The organism is Pseudomonas sp. 91RF (genome assembly GCF_003576265.1).
GTDB classification, from domain to species: Bacteria; Pseudomonadota; Gammaproteobacteria; order Pseudomonadales; family Pseudomonadaceae; genus Aquipseudomonas; species Aquipseudomonas kribbensis.
Window position 1 is genome coordinate 19,583 of the sequence record NZ_QWFC01000018.1, and the last position, 16,108, is coordinate 35,690.

At 60.8% G+C, this 16,108-nt stretch carries 18 protein-coding genes; 11 read left to right on the forward strand and 7 right to left on the reverse strand.

Features of this window, described 5'->3' with window-relative positions; all coding sequences use genetic code 11:
- Positions 1-7 precede the first annotated feature (7 nt).
- The 3 genes from ggt (at position 8) to DXT77_RS06505 (ending at position 3,441) form a co-directional block, all read left to right on the forward strand.
- Entirely contained in the window at positions 8-1,735 is a 1,728-nt protein-coding gene (gene ggt, locus DXT77_RS06495) for a gamma-glutamyltransferase (protein WP_085711597.1), read from the forward strand.
- A gap of 66 nt (positions 1,736-1,801) precedes the next feature.
- On the forward strand, positions 1,802-2,335 hold the full coding sequence (locus DXT77_RS06500; RefSeq protein WP_119427052.1) for a cysteine hydrolase family protein: 534 nt from the start codon (positions 1,802-1,804) through the stop codon (positions 2,333-2,335).
- An 86-nt stretch (positions 2,336-2,421) separates the two neighbouring features.
- The gene (locus DXT77_RS06505; RefSeq protein ID WP_119427053.1) at positions 2,422-3,441 is read left to right on the forward strand and encodes a lysozyme inhibitor LprI family protein; all 1,020 of its coding nucleotides are present in this window, start codon (positions 2,422-2,424) and stop codon (positions 3,439-3,441) included.
- A 9-nt stretch (positions 3,442-3,450) separates the two neighbouring features.
- Here DXT77_RS06505 and DXT77_RS06510 read toward each other — a convergent pair whose 3' ends face one another.
- Positions 3,451-4,092 (reverse strand): TetR/AcrR family transcriptional regulator, encoded by a 642-nt coding sequence (locus DXT77_RS06510; RefSeq protein ID WP_119427054.1) that lies wholly within the window; start codon positions 4,090-4,092, stop codon positions 3,451-3,453.
- Between the two features lie 124 nt (positions 4,093-4,216).
- Here DXT77_RS06510 and DXT77_RS06515 point away from each other — a divergent pair, with 124 nt between their 5' ends.
- Positions 4,217-4,675: a GNAT family N-acetyltransferase gene (locus DXT77_RS06515; protein WP_119427055.1), complete on the forward strand. Its 459-nt coding sequence runs from the start codon at positions 4,217-4,219 to the stop codon at positions 4,673-4,675.
- 5 nt (positions 4,676-4,680) lie between these two features.
- Here DXT77_RS06515 and DXT77_RS06520 read toward each other — a convergent pair whose 3' ends face one another.
- Entirely contained in the window at positions 4,681-4,980 is a 300-nt protein-coding gene (locus DXT77_RS06520; protein WP_119427056.1) for a hypothetical protein, read from the reverse strand.
- A gap of 159 nt (positions 4,981-5,139) precedes the next feature.
- On the opposite strand from DXT77_RS06520, the gene DXT77_RS06525 reads away from it, so the two are divergent.
- The gene (locus DXT77_RS06525) at positions 5,140-6,585 is read left to right on the forward strand and encodes a SulP family inorganic anion transporter (protein WP_119427057.1); all 1,446 of its coding nucleotides are present in this window, start codon (positions 5,140-5,142) and stop codon (positions 6,583-6,585) included.
- A 108-nt stretch (positions 6,586-6,693) separates the two neighbouring features.
- On the opposite strand, the gene DXT77_RS06530 is transcribed toward DXT77_RS06525, so the two are convergent.
- On the reverse strand, positions 6,694-7,212 hold the full coding sequence (locus DXT77_RS06530) for a carboxymuconolactone decarboxylase family protein (protein ID WP_119427058.1): 519 nt from the start codon (positions 7,210-7,212) through the stop codon (positions 6,694-6,696).
- A 133-nt stretch (positions 7,213-7,345) separates the two neighbouring features.
- On the opposite strand from DXT77_RS06530, the gene DXT77_RS06535 reads away from it, so the two are divergent.
- A complete protein-coding gene (locus DXT77_RS06535; protein ID WP_119427059.1) occupies positions 7,346-8,167 on the forward strand; it encodes an AraC family transcriptional regulator in 822 nt (273 codons plus the stop codon).
- Here the strand turns inward: DXT77_RS06535 and DXT77_RS06540 are convergent, their stop codons facing one another.
- Positions 8,168-9,061, reverse strand: a complete 894-nt coding sequence (locus DXT77_RS06540) for a DMT family transporter (protein WP_119427060.1) — start codon at positions 9,059-9,061, stop codon at positions 8,168-8,170.
- A gap of 91 nt (positions 9,062-9,152) precedes the next feature.
- Here DXT77_RS06540 and DXT77_RS06545 point away from each other — a divergent pair, with 91 nt between their 5' ends.
- Both DXT77_RS06545 and DXT77_RS06550 read left to right on the forward strand, forming a co-directional pair.
- Positions 9,153-10,484, forward strand: coding sequence for a PLP-dependent aminotransferase family protein (locus tag DXT77_RS06545; RefSeq protein WP_119427061.1), 1,332 nt, complete (start codon positions 9,153-9,155; stop codon positions 10,482-10,484).
- 55 nt (positions 10,485-10,539) lie between these two features.
- The gene (locus DXT77_RS06550) at positions 10,540-10,929 is read left to right on the forward strand and encodes a cytochrome c family protein (protein ID WP_119427130.1); all 390 of its coding nucleotides are present in this window, start codon (positions 10,540-10,542) and stop codon (positions 10,927-10,929) included.
- Positions 10,930-10,966: 37 nt separating this feature from the next.
- Here the strand turns inward: DXT77_RS06550 and DXT77_RS06555 are convergent, their stop codons facing one another.
- The gene (locus tag DXT77_RS06555) at positions 10,967-11,851 is read right to left on the reverse strand and encodes a LysR substrate-binding domain-containing protein (protein WP_119427062.1); all 885 of its coding nucleotides are present in this window, start codon (positions 11,849-11,851) and stop codon (positions 10,967-10,969) included.
- Positions 11,852-12,011: 160 nt separating this feature from the next.
- On the opposite strand from DXT77_RS06555, the gene DXT77_RS06560 reads away from it, so the two are divergent.
- The 3 genes from DXT77_RS06560 (at position 12,012) to DXT77_RS06570 (ending at position 14,920) form a co-directional block, all read left to right on the forward strand.
- The gene (locus DXT77_RS06560) at positions 12,012-13,313 is read left to right on the forward strand and encodes an FAD-binding oxidoreductase (RefSeq protein WP_119427063.1); all 1,302 of its coding nucleotides are present in this window, start codon (positions 12,012-12,014) and stop codon (positions 13,311-13,313) included.
- A gap of 51 nt (positions 13,314-13,364) precedes the next feature.
- On the forward strand, positions 13,365-14,453 hold the full coding sequence (locus DXT77_RS06565; RefSeq protein WP_119427064.1) for a polyamine ABC transporter substrate-binding protein: 1,089 nt from the start codon (positions 13,365-13,367) through the stop codon (positions 14,451-14,453).
- A gap of 131 nt (positions 14,454-14,584) precedes the next feature.
- A complete protein-coding gene (locus DXT77_RS06570) occupies positions 14,585-14,920 on the forward strand; it encodes a hypothetical protein (protein ID WP_119427065.1) in 336 nt (111 codons plus the stop codon).
- Positions 14,921-14,992: 72 nt separating this feature from the next.
- Here DXT77_RS06570 and DXT77_RS06575 read toward each other — a convergent pair whose 3' ends face one another.
- On the reverse strand, positions 14,993-15,394 hold the full coding sequence (locus tag DXT77_RS06575; RefSeq protein ID WP_119427066.1) for a hypothetical protein: 402 nt from the start codon (positions 15,392-15,394) through the stop codon (positions 14,993-14,995).
- 124 nt (positions 15,395-15,518) lie between these two features.
- Entirely contained in the window at positions 15,519-16,085 is a 567-nt protein-coding gene (locus DXT77_RS06580; RefSeq protein WP_119427067.1) for a chorismate mutase, read from the reverse strand.
- Positions 16,086-16,108 lie beyond the last annotated feature (23 nt).

Consider the following 16,108-nt stretch of genomic DNA (forward strand, 5'->3'; position numbering starts at 1 on the left):
CCGACTCATGAAGTACGAACCTTTTGCCAAATCGCTGATTGCGACCTCATTGGCGCTCAGCTGCCTCATGGCCCATGCCGCCTCGGTTGCCCCGGTCGCCGCCGAAAACGGGATGGTGGTCACCGCCCAGCACCTGGCGACTCACGTGGGTGTCGATGTACTGAAAAGTGGCGGCAACGCGGTGGATGCGGCGGTCGCCGTGGGCTACGCACTGGCGGTGGTTTACCCGGCGGCGGGCAACCTCGGTGGTGGTGGTTTCATGACCATCCAACTGGCGGACGGACGCAAGACCTTCCTCGACTTCCGGGAAAAAGCCCCACTGGCCGCGACAGCCAATATGTACCTCGACAAGGATGGCAACGTCATCCCTGATCTGAGTACCCGTGGCCACCTCGCGGTGGGCGTTCCGGGCACTGTCTCCGGCATGGAGCTGGCGCTGACCAAGTACGGCACCAAGCCACGCAAGGACATGATCGCCCCGGCCATCAAACTGGCGGAAGAAGGCTTCGAGCTGGAGCAGGGTGACGTCGATCTGCTGGACTACGCCACCGACGTGTTCAAGAAGGACATGAAAGATTCAGGCTCGATCTTCCTCCACAACGGCGAGCCGATGCAGGTCGGGCAGAAACTGGTGCAGAAGGATCTGGGCAAGACCTTGCGCACCATTTCCGAGAAAGGCGCCGATGGTTTCTATAAAGGCTGGGTCGCCGACGCCATCGTCACCTCCAGTCAGGCCAACAAGGGCATCATCACCCAGGCTGACCTCGACAAATACAAGACCCGCGAACTGGCTCCGGTGGAGTGCGACTACCGTGGCTACCACGTTGTTTCTGCACCGCCACCGAGCTCCGGCGGGGTGGTGATCTGCCAGATCATGAACATTCTCGAAGGCTATCCGATGAAGGATCTGGGCTTCCATTCGGCCCAGGGCATGCACTACCAGATCGAGGCGATGCGCCACGCTTATGTGGATCGCAACAGTTATTTGGGTGACCCGGATTTCGTGAAAAACCCGATCGAGCACCTGCTGGACAAGAACTATGCGACCAAGCTGCGCAATGCGATCCAGCCGCAGAAGGCCGGTGTCTCCGCCGAGCTGAAACCCGGCGTTGCGCCGCACGAAGGCAGCAACACCACGCACTATTCGATCGTCGACAAGTGGGGCAACGCGGTGTCCGTCACCTACACCCTCAACGACTGGTTCGGCGCAGGTGTGATGGCGAGCAAGACCGGGGTGATCCTCAACGATGAAATGGACGACTTCACCTCGAAAGTCGGCGTGCCGAACATGTACGGTCTGGTGCAGGGTGAAGCCAATGCCATCGCTCCCGGCAAGGCGCCCCTGTCGTCGATGAGCCCGACCATCGTCACCAAGGATGGCAAGGTGGTGATGGTGGTGGGCACGCCGGGCGGCAGCCGCATCATCACGGCGACGCTGCTGACCATGCTCAATGTCATCGACTACGGCATGGGCCTGCAGGAAGCGGTCGATGCACCGCGCTTCCACCAGCAGTGGATGCCGGAGCAGACCAACCTTGAGGACTACGCCGCCAGCCCCGACACGAAGAAGATTCTCGAGAGCTGGGGCCACAAGTTTGCGGGCCCGCAGGACGCCAACCACATCGCCGCGATTCTGGTCGGAGCGCCGTCGCTGGGGGGTAAACCGGTCGGCAAGAACCGCTTCTACGGCGCCAACGATCCACGGCGCAACACCGGGTTGTCTTTGGGTTACTGAGAAGGGTAAAAAGGGGGCGGGCACACGTCCGCCCCTGTCTCAAGGACCGATCAAGGAAGGCTCACCATGACCACCGCATTGCTGATCATCGATGTCCAGCGCGCCCTGTGCACAGGCGAATACGAGTGTTACGACATCAAACGGGTGATCGACACCATCAACGGCCTCAGCGCCCGGGCGCGCAAGGCTGGCGTCACAGTCGTACTGATCCAGCATAACGAAAAGGACAGCCCGCTCGCCTATGGCGCCGAGGGCTGGCAACTGGCCGATGGCCTGAATACCGCACCGAGTGACCTGCACGTCGACAAGACCGCCAACGACTCGTTCTACCAGACCAACCTGCAGAAACTGATCCCCCGGGAAGACTTCGATCGCCTCGTGATCTGCGGTCTGCAAACCGATTACTGCGTCAACGCCACCGTGCGCCAGGCCCATCAACTGGGCTACGACGTGGAGCTGGCCGCCGACGCGCATTCCACCGTCGACAACGGCAACATGAGCGCCGAAGACATCATCGCCGAACACAACAAGGACTGGGCGCACCTGACCGGTTCGGTGGCGCGGATCGATGTGAAGCCGGCGGCCGAGATCGCGTTCTGACTCTCTTGAAGTAATCGGTGAAATTTCCAGAGCATCGATAACCCGGGCGCGGCATACTGCCGCCGCCTCAGGAATGGAATCTGTCGATGCTCGCTTTCAATCTCCGTCACGCCTTGCTGCTGACGCCCCTCGTTTTTGCTGCCAACTCCCACGCTGCCAGTTTCGACTGCGCCGGCGCTTCCAGTCCGGTTGAAAAAGCCATTTGTGCGGATCCGTATACCTCGAGTCTTGATGAGAAACTCGGGAAGCTCTGGACGACAACGCTGGCGCAGGTTGCTGATCCGAAAGCGCTCAAGGCCGATCAAAGAGCATGGTTGAAGAACCGCAGCCTTTGTGGCGCTGAACCGGCGTGCTTGCGTCGTGAATATCTGATGCGCCTGACTGAGCTGCAATATGCGGCCAGAGCGTTCAACTGGGATTCCACATGGCATTTGATTCCTCACGGGGTGAACTCGGGATCTGAAGTGATCATCAAGCGTCAGGACGCCACACACATCCGCTTTGAGGTTTCGGCACAGGAGGGCGCCAACTCTGGTGATCTGGAAGGCATTGCTGTGTTGAGCGGTGGTGAGGCTCGTTTTGAAGAGGGTAGTTGCACGCTTGTTTTTCGAGCTATCAATGGTGTTCTGGACGTCACGCAGAATGGCGATGACGTTGATTGCGGCGGCGGTATGGGTGTCTTTTACTCAGGTCGTTATGTGGCGTCTGATAAACCACTTTCGATGAATTACAACTTGCTCAGCGTTGGACTTGCTCGTACGCAGCAAGAGGATCAGGCGTTGCATAAATTGCTCAAGGGTGATTATCAGAAGCTGGTGGACCGTACGAGTACCATGACCGTCGGCGACCCGGCGGTTGATGTGCCTGATGCCGAGGTCATCGAAATGTGGGTGCGCGGACTTGGCAATATGAACGCGGCCATTCTGATGCGTGCGGCCAGTAACCGTTTCTGGGTGCTGATGCTGGTGCCTGAGAAAGGGGGACACACGCGAGCCCGTTATTACACCAACGTACCGGAATGGAAAAAGCGCCTGCCTGCTCAGTTCCAGGCATGGTACGAGCGGATGGAAGGTGACCGCGCACTACCTTTGGACATCATGCCCTGACTCCGCCGCTCAAGTCGCAAACATCAACCTGCGTACATCACTCACCGGCTCGGACACCACGCCGCCCAGCACCAGCCGCGTAATGGTATCCGCCGCCCTTTCATAATCCTCATCCTGCGGCATTTCGCGCCCGGTGATGCGCCCCATCTGCCAGCCGATATTGGTGTAGGTGCGCGTCGCCGACCAGATGAACAGCATCAAATGCTCGGGATCGACCGGGGCCAGCAAGCCTCGCTCGATCCAGCTGCGCAGGCACTCGACATTGCGTCGGGCTTCGGCGTGCAGCAGGTCGCGGCATTCGTCGGGCAACTGGCGACCGCCCAGCAGCAGTTCACCACTGAACACCTTGGCAATCGCCGGATGCTCGCGGGCGATGCGGATGCGTGCCGCGACGTAGGCACGCAGGCCGATCAACGGGTCATCACTTTCGCGCAGCACCGCCGAGGCTTCCAGCAGCGGCTCGACGAAGCCGAGCAGCACTATGCCGTAGAGGTTTTCCTTGCTCTGGAAGTAGTAATAGAGATTGGCCTTGGGCACACCGGCGCGGGCGGCGATGTCGCGGGTCTGGGTCGCGTCGAAGCCGTTGGCGGCAAACTCTTCGCTGGCGGCCTTGAGGATCAGTTGCTGGTTGCGTTCGCGGATGCTGCTCATGGAAGACATTGAAAGTCTGGCGATTTCGGGTTCGCAATATACAAAACTATATAGCGATTAAGCCAGCACACTCGACGGACAGCGCTATGCTGCTGCAATCATTTGACGGGATCGGGGAGGGGATATGAGTCTTCAGGCAATACGCGCCAGTGCGGAACATCTGGATGCGGTGGCCTCACTGTTCGACGGCTATCGCGGCTTTTATGGTCAGCCATCGAACCTGGCGCAATCGCGGGCCTTCATCGCCGAGCGCCTGGCCGGCAATGAATCGGCAATTTTTCTGGTTGAAGAGGAAAACGGCGAAGCGCTGGGATTCGTGCAGTTGTACCCGACGTTTTCATCGATAGACGCCCACCGCACCTGGCTGCTCAGCGACCTGTTCACCACGCCGGCCGCCCGAGGTCGTGGCGTCGGACGGTTGTTGATGAACACCGCCCGCGACTTCGCCGTGGAAACCGGCGCCAAGGGGCTGGTGCTGGAAACCGCCACCGACAATTTCACGGCACAAGGGTTGTACGAATCCCTTGGCTGGGTGCGTGACACAGGGTATTACACCTACAACCTGGACCTGCGACAGGGCTGATCCGGTCAGTCGGCCCGGGCCAGCAATCGTTCGATCTGCGTCAGTTCCCAGGTGCTGAGCAGGCTGACCGGGTCGGTGCCGAAACGTTGAGTGGTGTCGAGTGTCCATACGCGACCTTCCGGGCACCGGCATTGCAGGCAGTGGTGCAGGCGTTGGCCGTCGAAGTCGAGCGACAGGTGCCAGCCGTCGATCTCGACCGACATCTGGTCGGTCCCGGATTCCTGTGCAATACACCGTAATGCGCAAACGCCCAATGCCGCATCGCGCAGGCGCTGGCAGACTTCGCGGGTGGATAGCGGTGACATGTTCAAACCCGTCGATCAACGAAGCGCGCAAGCATAAAGCGCCGGGACGTCTCTGTCAGCGACCGCTGGCCCGTGCCCGGTCAATTGCGTAACATCCGCAACCCTCTTTTTCCCGCGAATACAGCGGCCGCCAGTCGCGGCCGCGCTGTCAGGTAAGCCATGAAACCGATTCGTCTGCGCGCCGATGTCCTGGCCGGACTCACCACCTCGTTTGCCCTGTTGCCCGAATGCATTGCGTTTGCGCTGGTGGCTCATCTCAATCCGCTGATGGGCCTGTACGGCGCCTTCATCATTTGCACATTGACCGCGTTGTTCGGCGGCCGGCCGGGCATGGTGTCCGGTGCGGCCGGTTCGATGGCGGTGGTGATCGTCGCGCTGGTGGTGCAGCACGGTGTGCAGTACCTGCTGGCGACGGTGTTGCTCGGTGGCCTGATCATGATGGCGTTCGGGCTGTTGCGCTTGGGCAAACTGGTGCGCATGGTGCCGCACCCGGTGATGCTCGGGTTCGTCAACGGTCTGGCGATCATCATTGCGCTGGCGCAACTGGAACATTTCAAGAGCGGCGAGCAGTGGCTCAGCGGCACGCCGTTGTACCTGATGGCCGGGCTGGTGTTGTTGACGATGGCCATCGTCTACATCCTGCCGCGTCTGACCCGCGCCGTTCCGCCGGCACTGGTGGCGATCCTCGGCGTCGGGGCGCTGGTCTATCTGCTCGGCCTGCCGACCCGTACCCTTGGCGACATGGCCCACATCGCCGGCGGTCTGCCGACGTTCGCGTTGCCGGACATCCCGTACAACCTCGAAACCCTGCGCATCATCGCGCCTTACGCGATTCTGATGGCGCTGGTCGGCCTGCTGGAAACCCTGCTGACCCTCAACCTCACCGACGAAATCACCGAAACCCGTGGCTACCCGGATCGCGAATGCGTAGCGCTGGGCGCGGCGAATATGGTCTCCGGTGCGTTCGGCGGCATGGGCGGTTGCGCGATGATCGGCCAGACCGTGATCAACCTCAGTTCCGGCGGACGCGGGCGGTTGTCCGGCGTGGTGGCGGGCGTGCTGATTCTGTTGTTCATTCTGTTTCTGTCGCCGCTGATCGAGCGGATTCCGCTGGCGGCGCTGGTGGGGGTGATGTTCGTGGTGTCGCAGCAGACCTTTGCATGGGCCTCGTTGCGGGTGCTGAACAAAGTACCGCTCAACGATGTGCTGGTGATCATCGCGGTCACCACCATCACAGTGTTCACCGATCTGGCCACGGCGGTGCTGTGCGGGATCATCATCGCCGCGCTGAATTTTGCCTGGCAGCAGGCACGTGAACTGTACGCCGACGAACATCTGGAAGCCGACGGCAGCAAACTCTATCGCCTGCACGGCACGCTGTTCTTCGCCTCGACCACGCCGTTTCTCAATCAGTTCGACCCGGCCAACGATCCTCAGCGGGTAACCTTGGACTGCCGGCACCTGAGCTTTGTCGACTACTCGGCCATCGCCGCGCTGAAAACCCTGCGTGAACGCTACGCCAAGGCCGGCAAGCAGTTGCAGGTGTTTCACCTGTCCGAGCGCTGCAAGAAACTGCTGAAGCGCGCCGGGGTCGACCACGACTGAACAATTGTGGGAGCCAGCCTGCTGGCGATGGCGTCAGGTCGCTCAAAGAGGCTTTGATTGACACACCGCTATCGCCAGCAGGCTGGCTCCCACAGGTTTTCTGTTAAATCAGGCATCGATTGCCGGGAAGTCGATGTCGGTCAGTGCGGTGTTGTTGAGGTAGTTGGTCAGGGTCTGCACGGCGACGATGGCGATCACTTCGATGATCTTCTTGTCGTCGATGCCGGAAGCGCGGGCGGCGGCGATCTGTTCATCGCTCAGATGTCCACGGGTTTCCGTCAGTTGATGGGCGAGGGTGGCGAAGGCATTCAGCCGGCCATGACGGGCCTCGATGATTTCTTCCGTGGCGAGCCCCGCCTTGCCGGCAAACAAAGTGTGCGCCGCCAGGCAGTAATCACAGCCATTGACCTGAGACGTGGCGAGGTACACCGCTTCTTTTTCCTTGGCGCTCAGGGACGTTTTGCCCAGTGTGGCGGAGACTTGCACGTAGGCATCCAGTGCAGCGGGGGCAACCGCCAGGGTCTTGAACAGGTTGGGCAGGAAACCGATTTTTTTCTGCACGCCTTCCAGGGTCGGGCGGGTGGCTTCGGTGGCGTTTTCAAGGGTGATCGGGGCAATGCGGCTCATGGTGATTCTCCGAAAGTCCGGTGCGAAGTGCGCCGGGGATGGAGGTCATGTTATTGAGCGAGGCTGGTGTCTTGGGTGCAAATCGTCGAGGATATGCGACAGATCGTCCAAACCTGTCGTCGAGGATTCGTCCATGGATCGCTTGTCCACGTTGCTCAGCCACTTCGGCGTGAATGCCGGCACCTTCCACAGCGGTACTTTCTGCGGCATCAGTGCCTACGGTGGCGATCAGGTCTGCGGTCATGTGCATCTGTTACAGGCCGGGCAAGTGCTGCTCAAACCGGGGAATGACCCAGAACTCACGCTCAGCGAACCGACCCTGATTTTCTTTCCCCGACCGTTTGCTCACCGACTGTTCGCCGACGAGGCCATGAACACGCAACTGGTGTGCGCCTCGCTGACCTTCGATGGCGGCGCGGGCAATGCGCTGGCGGCGGCGCTGCCGGATTATCTGGTGCTGAAACTCGCCGACCTTCCGGAAATGGCCAGCATTCTGGAATGGCTGTTCAAGGAGGCATTCGATGGTCATTGCGGGCGTGAAGCGGTGATGGATCGGCTGTTCGAATTGTTGGTGATTCTGCTGCTGCGGCATCTGATCAGCAGTCGCAACCAGCAGCCGGGCATGATGGCGGGGTTGGCCGACCCGAAGATTTCCCGTGCATTGAGCCTGATGCATGACCAACCGGCCAAGGCCTGGAGCGTCGCCGAACTGGCTGCGACCGTGCATTTGTCCCGTGCCGGTTTTGCCGAGCATTTCCGGCGAGTGGTGGGGCAGACGCCGGTGGATTATCTGGTGAGCTGGCGCGTCAGCCTCGCGCAGAAACGTCTGCGCGAGGGGCGGCCGATTGCCTTGATCGCCGAAGAAGTCGGCTATGAAAGTCCTTCGGCGCTGGCCCGGGCGTTTCGGCGCAAGACCGGGCTCAGTCCACGGGAGTGGAAAGCGGGAACGAGCTGATCATCGGGCGAATTTCTTCGCCCCGGCCACGCACAAAATCACGCCCAACTCGACCACCAGCATGCCGACGCTGACGTGTTCATGCAGCAACGTCGCCGCCAGCGCCAGACCAAAAAACGGCTGCAACAACTGCAACTGCCCGACCGCCGCAATCCCGCCCTGCGCCAGGCCGCGATACCAGAACACAAAACCGATCAGCATGCTGAACAGCGAAACGTAAGCCAGGCAGACCCATGCCGACACGCTGATGCCGCTGAACGAAGTGGGCGCCAGCCATACGCTGAGCACGGCCATCGCCGGCAACGACAACATCAGCGCCCAGCAGATCACCTGCCAGCCACCGAGGGTGCGCGACAGTTTGGCGCCTTCGGCATAACCGAGACCGCAGGCGAGGATCGCCGCCAGCATCAACAGATCACCAGTGGGTGAGGCGGTCAGGCCTTGTGATACCGCAAAGCCGACCACCAGCGAACTGCCCAAAACCGAAAAGATCCAGAACACCGGGCGCGGCCGTTCACCGCCGCGCAGCACGCCGAAAATCGCCGTCGCCAGTGGCAGCAATCCTACAAACACAATGGAATGCGCCGACGTCACATATTGCAGCGCGAGGGCGGTCAACAACGGGAAACCCACGACCACGCCCAGTGCCACGATCAACAACGAGAACCACTGATCCCGCGCCGGGCGTCGTTCACGAAACAGCCACAACAGGCACAACGCCAAGACCCCGGCGATGGTGGCGCGGATGACGGTGAGAAACACCGGGTCGAATTCCAGCACCGCCAGCCGCGTGGCCGGCAGCGAGCCGCTGAAAATCACGACGCCGATGAAACCGTTGATCCAGCCGCTGGTTTTTTCCAGGGCCGGTGCGGGCAGATTCGTGGTTCGTTCCATGTCGGGTCAGGCTCAAGAGTGGGGTTGCTTGTGGCTCATCCTAGGGTTGAGAATCAGCACAATCAAAAAATTGTCATGGATACATCCCGACATGCCGCGCTCCCGTTACAAGACCCTTGTTGATACCTACGCCGCCGACATTCGCAGCGGTCGCCTGTTGCCCGGCACGCGTTTGCCGACCCATCGGCAACTGGCGGCGAGCGAAGGGCTGGCGCTGGTCACAGCGTCGCGGGTGTATGCGGAGCTTGAGGCAATGGGGCTGGTCAGCGGCGAAACCGGGCGCGGCACGTTTGTCCGGGAAACCTCGTTGTTGCCGGGGCAGGGGATCGATCAGAAAGACATTGCCGTCGGCATGATCGACCTCAACTTCAACTATCCGTCGCTGCCGGGACAGGCCGATCTGCTGCGCACCGCTTTACGGCAATTGGCGCTGTCCGGCGACCTTGAAGCGCTGCTGCGTTATCAACCCCACGCCGGGCGCCAGCATGAAAGGGCCTCGGTTGCCCGGCATTTGCAGGCGCGAGGCTTGAACGTCGACGCCGAGCAGGTGTTGATCGTCAACGGCGCCCAGCAAGGGTTGGCGGTGACGCTGATGGCACAGCTCAACCCCGGCGATGTAATCGCGGCCGATGCGCTGACTTATTCGGGCTTCAAGGTATTGGCCGAAGCACTGCATCTGGAAGTGGTGGCGATTCCCGTGACCGCAAACGGCCCGGATCTGGAGGCGCTCGACAGGCTCTGCCGCAACCGCCCGGTGCGCGCCGTCTACAGCATGCCGACTTTGCACAATCCGCTGGGCTGGGTGATGCCGCTGGCGCAGCGTGAACAACTGGTGGCGATTGCCCGACAGCATGATCTGACGATCATCGAAGACGCTGCCTACGCCTTTCTGGTCGATAACCCGCCGCCACCGCTGGCGGATCTGGCGCCGGAGTGCACGGTGTACGTCTCGGGGCTTTCGAAAAACATCGCCACGGGCCTGCGCGTCGGCTTCGTCGCCGCGCCGCTGAAAATCGTCCCGGCACTGGAACGCATCATCCGCGCCACCACCTGGAACACGCCGGGGGTGATGACCGCGATGGCCTGCGGCTGGCTCGACGACGGCACCGTTACATTGCTGGAGGCGCAAAAGCGCGATGACGCCCGGGCCCGTCAGACGCTGGCCGCTGAAATCCTCAAAGGCTTGCCGATGGTTGGTCATCCATCTTCGTATTTCCTCTGGCTGCCGCTACCGGAAGACGCGAGGTCCGATCAGGTGGTGATCGAGCTGATGAAGGCGCAGATCTCGGTCACCAACGCCGAGCCGTTCACCGTATCCGCCCATGTGCCCCATGCGATCCGGCTGGCGCTGGGCTCGGTGGACAGGCTTGTCCTGCGTCAAGCCTTGCTCAAAGTCCGGCAGGTGATCGCGGCTTACCTGTAGCGCAACGCTCCCCGCAGGATTACCCTTGGCGCCGCCGAAGATCTGGATGCTCCCGATGAAAAACACCGCGTTACTGACCCTCGCCCTGATCCTCAACGCAGGTCTGTTCAGCACACCCGCGCTGGCGGCCGGCGACGCCGAGGCCGGCGGCAAAATCTTTCCGCGCCTGTGCGGAGGCTGCCATCAGGTCGGCGAGTCCGCCCGCCCCGGATTCGGCCCGCAACTCAACGGCATCATCGGCCGCCCGGCGGGGACGTCGGCGAACTACGTCTACTCCGATGCGATGAAGAACTCTGGCATTACCTGGAATCGTGAAACGCTGACGGCGTATCTGAAAGATCCGAAGGGTGTGGTGCCGGGGACGCGGATGATCTTCTGGGGGCTGAGTGACGAGGAGAAAATCGACAATCTGTTGGCGTATCTCCAGTCATTTCCCGCTCAATGAACATCGGTGCGGGAACTGCGCAAGGCAGTTCCTGCGTTCAATCTTCCCGCTCGACCTGACTGGCAAACCACTTCATCACCACCCCGCACGCCGGATGCGAACCCGCCGACGGCTGCGGGCACAGCGAATAAATCCCCCCGGTTTTCAGCGGCTCCCCGAACGGCACCACCAACACCCCACGCTCGATGGATTCTGCCGCGAGCGTCATGTCCGTCACCGCCACACCCAATCCCCGCGCCGCCGCGTCCAGTGCCAGTTCATCGAGATTGAACGGAATGTGCCGGTAATCCTCCAGCGGTTTGCCGTCGTTTGCGGCCAGCCATTCGATCCATGCCTGGCGATCCGCCGAGCGATGCAGCAAGGCAAAACGCTGCAGTTCTTCGACTGACCGGGGGGCGTCCACCAAACCTGGGGCGCACACCGGCACCAGGGTTTCCTTAAATAACGTCAGGCAATCCGGATCACTCGAGGCCGTCGGCAAGTAAAGGATGTAGGCGTCACTGTCGCTGGTGGGCTCGACGACTTCGGTGGCGACGGTTTCGATGGCCAGCGAAACCTCGGGATGACGCAGATAAAAGTCGCTGAGTCTGGGCAGCAACCAGCGCACTGCCAGCGACACATGCAGGCGAATGCGGAACGGGCGCTTCTGCGGCGTGAGGCGTTCTTCGAGGGTTTTCAGTTGCTCGAAAATGCTCCGGGCACTGGCCAGAACCTGCTCGCCTTCCGGCGTCAGGTGCAGGTTGCGGCTGGTGCGCACGAACAGCGCCACGTTGAAGTGACTTTCCAGTTGCTGGATCTGCCGGCTGACGGCGCTTTGGGTCAGGCACAACGTCTGCGCAGCCTGAGTGAAGCTGCCGCATCGGGCGACTTCGACCAGTGCCTGCATGGCTTGCAGCGATGGAACGTGGCGAATTTTATCCATGCGTTTTCAGAATGGCTCGATGATTTCTTAGCGTTGGTGAGGCGTTTGAAGACTCTATAGATTCTAGTTCTGGCGGCAATCTTCACAACACGGGCATGCGATTCACGCATGGGTATCTGAAGAAGGCAAGCCGCCGAACGACAGTCTTACGAGGTGATGCATGGAAAATATCTGTGGCTGGATCGCGCAGGCCGGAAACGCCCCGGCACGCGCTCGCCTGAGCGGAGCGCAAAAAGCCGACTGGCTGGTGATCGGGGCCGGCATCACTGGGCTCAGCGCCGCGCATAACCTCGCGCAACTGCATCCCCAGGCGCGCATTGTCGTGGTGGATCGGCAATCGGCGGCGCAGGGTGCGTCTGCGCGCAACTCGGGATTCGTTGTCGCCCATGAACACCCGGCCGATAGCGAACTGATCGGCGCCGCAGGCTTTGCCGGGTTTGAAGTCGACACGGCGATTTCCCGCGCCGCCAGCGCTGAAGTCCGCCAGTGCATCGATCGACACACCATTGATTGCGACTTTCGTGACAGTGGTTATTTCTTTGCCGTCAACGATCCGGCCAAGCTCAATCAGGTCAACGCGAAACTGGCCACGCTGCGCACCCTGGGTGCCCGCGCTGAATTTCTGCAAGGCGAGGCGCTGAGCCAGAAGCTCGGCACTCGCCACTATCAGGCTGCGATCTGGTGCGGCAACGGCAATGCGCTGCTGCAACCAGCCAAGTATGTGAAGGGCTTGCTCGATGCGCTCCCGGAGAATGTCACGGTGTTTGAAAACACCGATATTTCGGGTCTTGAGCGTGTTGGTTCGGGGCGTCTACGCGCCCAAGGCGCCGAAGGCAGTATCGAGGCGAAGCAGGTGCTGGTGTGCCTCAACGCCTTCATACCCCGCGTCGGCATCCGCGACAGCGCCACGTTCCCGATGGAGTTGAGCGCGAGCCTGACGCGCCCGCTCACGGATCAGGAATTCGCGGCCATCGGTTCGGTCGAGCCGTGGGGCGTGCTCTCGACCCGGCCGTTGGGCGCGACCGTGCGGTTGACCCCGGATCGCCGGGTGATGATCCGCAACACCGCCGAATACCGCACGCGGGACCTGTCCAACAGCGAACTGGTTTTGCGTCGGCAACATCATGTGCGCGGTCTGCAACGACGTTTTCCGTTCCTCGGCGAGCAAGACATTCGCTACACCTGGACCGGTCACCTGAGTGCGAGCCGCAGCGGTCAGGCCTATTTCGACCGGGTGGAAGAGGGCGTTTTCGCCGTCGCCGGTTGCAACGGTTCGGGCGTGGCGCGTGGAACCCTGTGGGGACGACTGTTGGCGGAGTTGGCATCGGGCGTCGACTCGCCCTTGCTGCAATCGGTGATGCAACGGGCGGAACCCGGCTGGCTGCCGCCGCGACCTTTCTTCGATATCGGTGCCATGCTTCGCATGCGCGTGGAGGCGGTCAGGGCCAGAACAGAAATCTGAAATTCCGCACATCCCACAAGAACAAAAGCCATTCAATTCAGGTGACAGAACATGCGCGCCCACACACTTTCCCTGGCGGTCCTGCTCGCAACGGCATCGACCGGCGCCCTGGCCGACGAAGCGGTCAACATTTCCAACTGGAACGGCTACATTGCCGATGACACCCTGGCCAACTTCACCCAAGCCACCGGCATCAAGGCTACTTACGATATCCATGACAGCAACGAAGTGCTGGAATCCAAGTTGATGACCGGCAATACCGGTTACGACGTGGTCAGTCCGTCGAACCACTTTCTGTCGCGGCTGATCAAGGCCGGCGCGATCCAGAAACTCGACAAGTCGCAACTGCCGAACTGGAAGAACCTCGACCCGCAGTTGATGAAGAAACTCGAAGTCAACGATCCGGGCAATCAATACGGTTATCCGTACATGTGGGGCACCGCCGGCATCGGCTACAACGTCGAGAAGATCAAGGCAATCTTCGGCAACACCGACGTTACCCGTTCGTGGAAGATGTTTTTCGAAGAGGACAACATCAAGAAGTTGAGCCAGTGCGGCGTAGCGATCATCGACAACCCGACCCAGGTATTGCCGATCACCCTCAACTACCTGGGCCTGCCGCCACACAGCCATGAACCGGCGGATTACCAAAAAGCCGAAGCGGCCTTGTTCAAGATTCGCCCTTACGTGCAGTACTTCCATGCGTCGAAGTACATCAGCGATCTGGCCAACGGCAACGTCTGTGCGGTGATCGGCTTCAACGGCGATGTCGTCCAGGCGGCCGCCAGTGCCAAGGAAGCGAAAAACGGTATCGACATCGCCTATTCGATCCCGGACGAAGGCACGACGCTGTGGTTCGACATGGTGGTCATGCCCAGGAACGCGCCCCACGAGAAGAACGGCTACGCCTATATGAACTACCTGCTTGAGCCGAAAGTGATCGCCAACATCAGCAACAGCATTCACTACGCCAACCCCAACGCGGCGGCGAATGAGTTCCTGACGCCGGCGGTGGAGCAGGATCAGGCGATCTACCCGCCGAAAGAGGTGATGGACAAGCTGTTCACCGTGGAAGAGTTGCCGGCGGCGATTGCCCGGTTGACGACGCGGTTGTGGACCAAATTGAAGACCAATACCTGAAGAGACTCGTGAAGCGCTGCTGGCAGCGCTTCATGAAACATTCCCAGATTGATACCAATGTGCCATTGCCTCCAGTAAAGTGTGCGCCGCCCGAGAGATGGATCCCGGGCGTTTACCCATGGAGTCTTGCAGTGAAATACCTCAGCAAAGTAGTCGCCGCCGCACTGTTCGGTGTGGTTCTGGCAGGTTGCACCGGCACCCCGATGAACAGCAAACACTACGACAGCAACCAGTACACCGTGATTGGCCACAGCGAAGCGACCGCCACCGGCCTGATGCTGTTCGGCGTGATCCCGATCCGGCAGAACAGCCGTTTCGTCCGCGCTCAGGATGAGGCGATCAAAGCCAAGGGCGGCGATGCCATGATCAACACCCAGGTCCAGGAAAACTGGTTCTGGGCATGGGTTCTGAGCGGCTACACCACCAAGGTCTCCGGTGACGTGGTCAAGCTGAAAACCGTTCAGTAAGCGACGACTGGATGTGAAAAAGCCCGGCTGATCAGGCCGGGCTTTTCTTTGTCTTGCGAAAGCGTTTTCAGGTCATGCGACGCGGCGTTCGATCAGACGATCCGAACCGCCTTCAGCAACACGGCGTTCTTGCAGGCGATCCGAGCCACCTTCGGCAACGCGGCGTTCTTGCAGACGATCCGAGCCACCTTCGGCAACGCGGCGTTCCAGCAGACGATCCGAGCCACCTTCAGCAACACGGCGTTCCAGCAGACGATCCGAACCACCTTCGGCAACGCGGCGTTCCAGCAGACGATCCGAGCCACCTTCAGCAACACGGCGTTCCAGCAAACGATCCGAACCGCCTTCGGCAACACGCTGTTCGATCAATCGATCCGAACCGCCTTCGGCGATCATGGTGTGAGCGGGTTTTGCTGCAAAAGCGTTGACTGCGAGAACCGAGAAAGCGATGCCGAGAAGGATTTGGCGTTTCATGATCGTGTGCTCCGGGGTGTTGTTTGGTTGGTATGGAGCAGATGTTACGCCCGGGATTTTTTATGAGAACTTCATTGACGTGATGGTGACTATCGACGCCAGCGATGGATGCTTGAGCCCCGATTTACGGGGCTGTTGCCCGAATACAGAGTTCGCCGGTGGCGCGGATCAGGGCCAGTTCATGCAACGCATCCTGAGCCAGACCGCTGCGTGCCTTGGCCAGCCACGCCGTGCAGTCCGGGTCGTGGCGATAGGGCGTGAAGTCGGCGTATTGCTGCAACAGCCGGGTTTGCAGCTCATCCAGGCGCGGACGAATCTGTTTGCCCAGATCCGGACGCGGCGTGTCCGGTGCAGCGCCGGCCGCCTGCCACTTCGCGAGCAAACCGTATTGCACCAGCTTGTTGGCTTCCATTTGCGCGGCGATCAATTGCGCCACGTCTTCCGGATCGAGTTTGCGTTCGGCGGCTAGCCTCCTGGCATTGGCGATGACCTGGGCTTCGCGGGGACTGTCCTGGATCGGCTTGCCGCTGTCCCATTTGGTCAGGGCGACGAGGTCGCCGATGTTCAGACGTTCGTTCAGGGTACTCAGCAGGCTTTGCAGCGCTTCAGGCGCTGGTGTCGGAGCTGCGTTGGCTGTCGTCGCCAGAACGGCAAAAAGGGTAGAGGTCAGCAGGGTCGAGACGCGGGACATGGGATCGGTTCACTTCCATTTTG

What these genes read in the sequence shown, in the direction of transcription:
- ggt (WP_085711597.1), top strand. Translation starts at nt 8, where the DNA reads ATGAAGTACGAACCTTTTGCCAAATCGCTGATTGCGACCTCATTGGCG.
- DXT77_RS06500 (WP_119427052.1), top strand. Translation starts at nt 1,802, where the DNA reads ATGACCACCGCATTGCTGATCATCGATGTCCAGCGCGCCCTGTGCACA.
- DXT77_RS06505 (WP_119427053.1), top strand. Translation starts at nt 2,422, where the DNA reads ATGCTCGCTTTCAATCTCCGTCACGCCTTGCTGCTGACGCCCCTCGTT.
- DXT77_RS06510 (WP_119427054.1), bottom strand. Translation starts at nt 4,092, where the DNA reads ATGAGCAGCATCCGCGAACGCAACCAGCAACTGATCCTCAAGGCCGCC.
- DXT77_RS06515 (WP_119427055.1), top strand. Translation starts at nt 4,217, where the DNA reads ATGAGTCTTCAGGCAATACGCGCCAGTGCGGAACATCTGGATGCGGTG.
- DXT77_RS06520 (WP_119427056.1), bottom strand. Translation starts at nt 4,980, where the DNA reads ATGTCACCGCTATCCACCCGCGAAGTCTGCCAGCGCCTGCGCGATGCG.
- DXT77_RS06525 (WP_119427057.1), top strand. Translation starts at nt 5,140, where the DNA reads ATGAAACCGATTCGTCTGCGCGCCGATGTCCTGGCCGGACTCACCACC.
- DXT77_RS06530 (WP_119427058.1), bottom strand. Translation starts at nt 7,212, where the DNA reads ATGAGCCGCATTGCCCCGATCACCCTTGAAAACGCCACCGAAGCCACC.
- DXT77_RS06535 (WP_119427059.1), top strand. Translation starts at nt 7,346, where the DNA reads ATGGATCGCTTGTCCACGTTGCTCAGCCACTTCGGCGTGAATGCCGGC.
- DXT77_RS06540 (WP_119427060.1), bottom strand. Translation starts at nt 9,061, where the DNA reads ATGGAACGAACCACGAATCTGCCCGCACCGGCCCTGGAAAAAACCAGC.
- DXT77_RS06545 (WP_119427061.1), top strand. Translation starts at nt 9,153, where the DNA reads ATGCCGCGCTCCCGTTACAAGACCCTTGTTGATACCTACGCCGCCGAC.
- DXT77_RS06550 (WP_119427130.1), top strand. Translation starts at nt 10,540, where the DNA reads ATGAAAAACACCGCGTTACTGACCCTCGCCCTGATCCTCAACGCAGGT.
- DXT77_RS06555 (WP_119427062.1), bottom strand. Translation starts at nt 11,851, where the DNA reads ATGGATAAAATTCGCCACGTTCCATCGCTGCAAGCCATGCAGGCACTG.
- DXT77_RS06560 (WP_119427063.1), top strand. Translation starts at nt 12,012, where the DNA reads ATGGAAAATATCTGTGGCTGGATCGCGCAGGCCGGAAACGCCCCGGCA.
- DXT77_RS06565 (WP_119427064.1), top strand. Translation starts at nt 13,365, where the DNA reads ATGCGCGCCCACACACTTTCCCTGGCGGTCCTGCTCGCAACGGCATCG.
- DXT77_RS06575 (WP_119427066.1), bottom strand. Translation starts at nt 15,394, where the DNA reads ATGAAACGCCAAATCCTTCTCGGCATCGCTTTCTCGGTTCTCGCAGTC.
- DXT77_RS06580 (WP_119427067.1), bottom strand. Translation starts at nt 16,085, where the DNA reads ATGTCCCGCGTCTCGACCCTGCTGACCTCTACCCTTTTTGCCGTTCTG.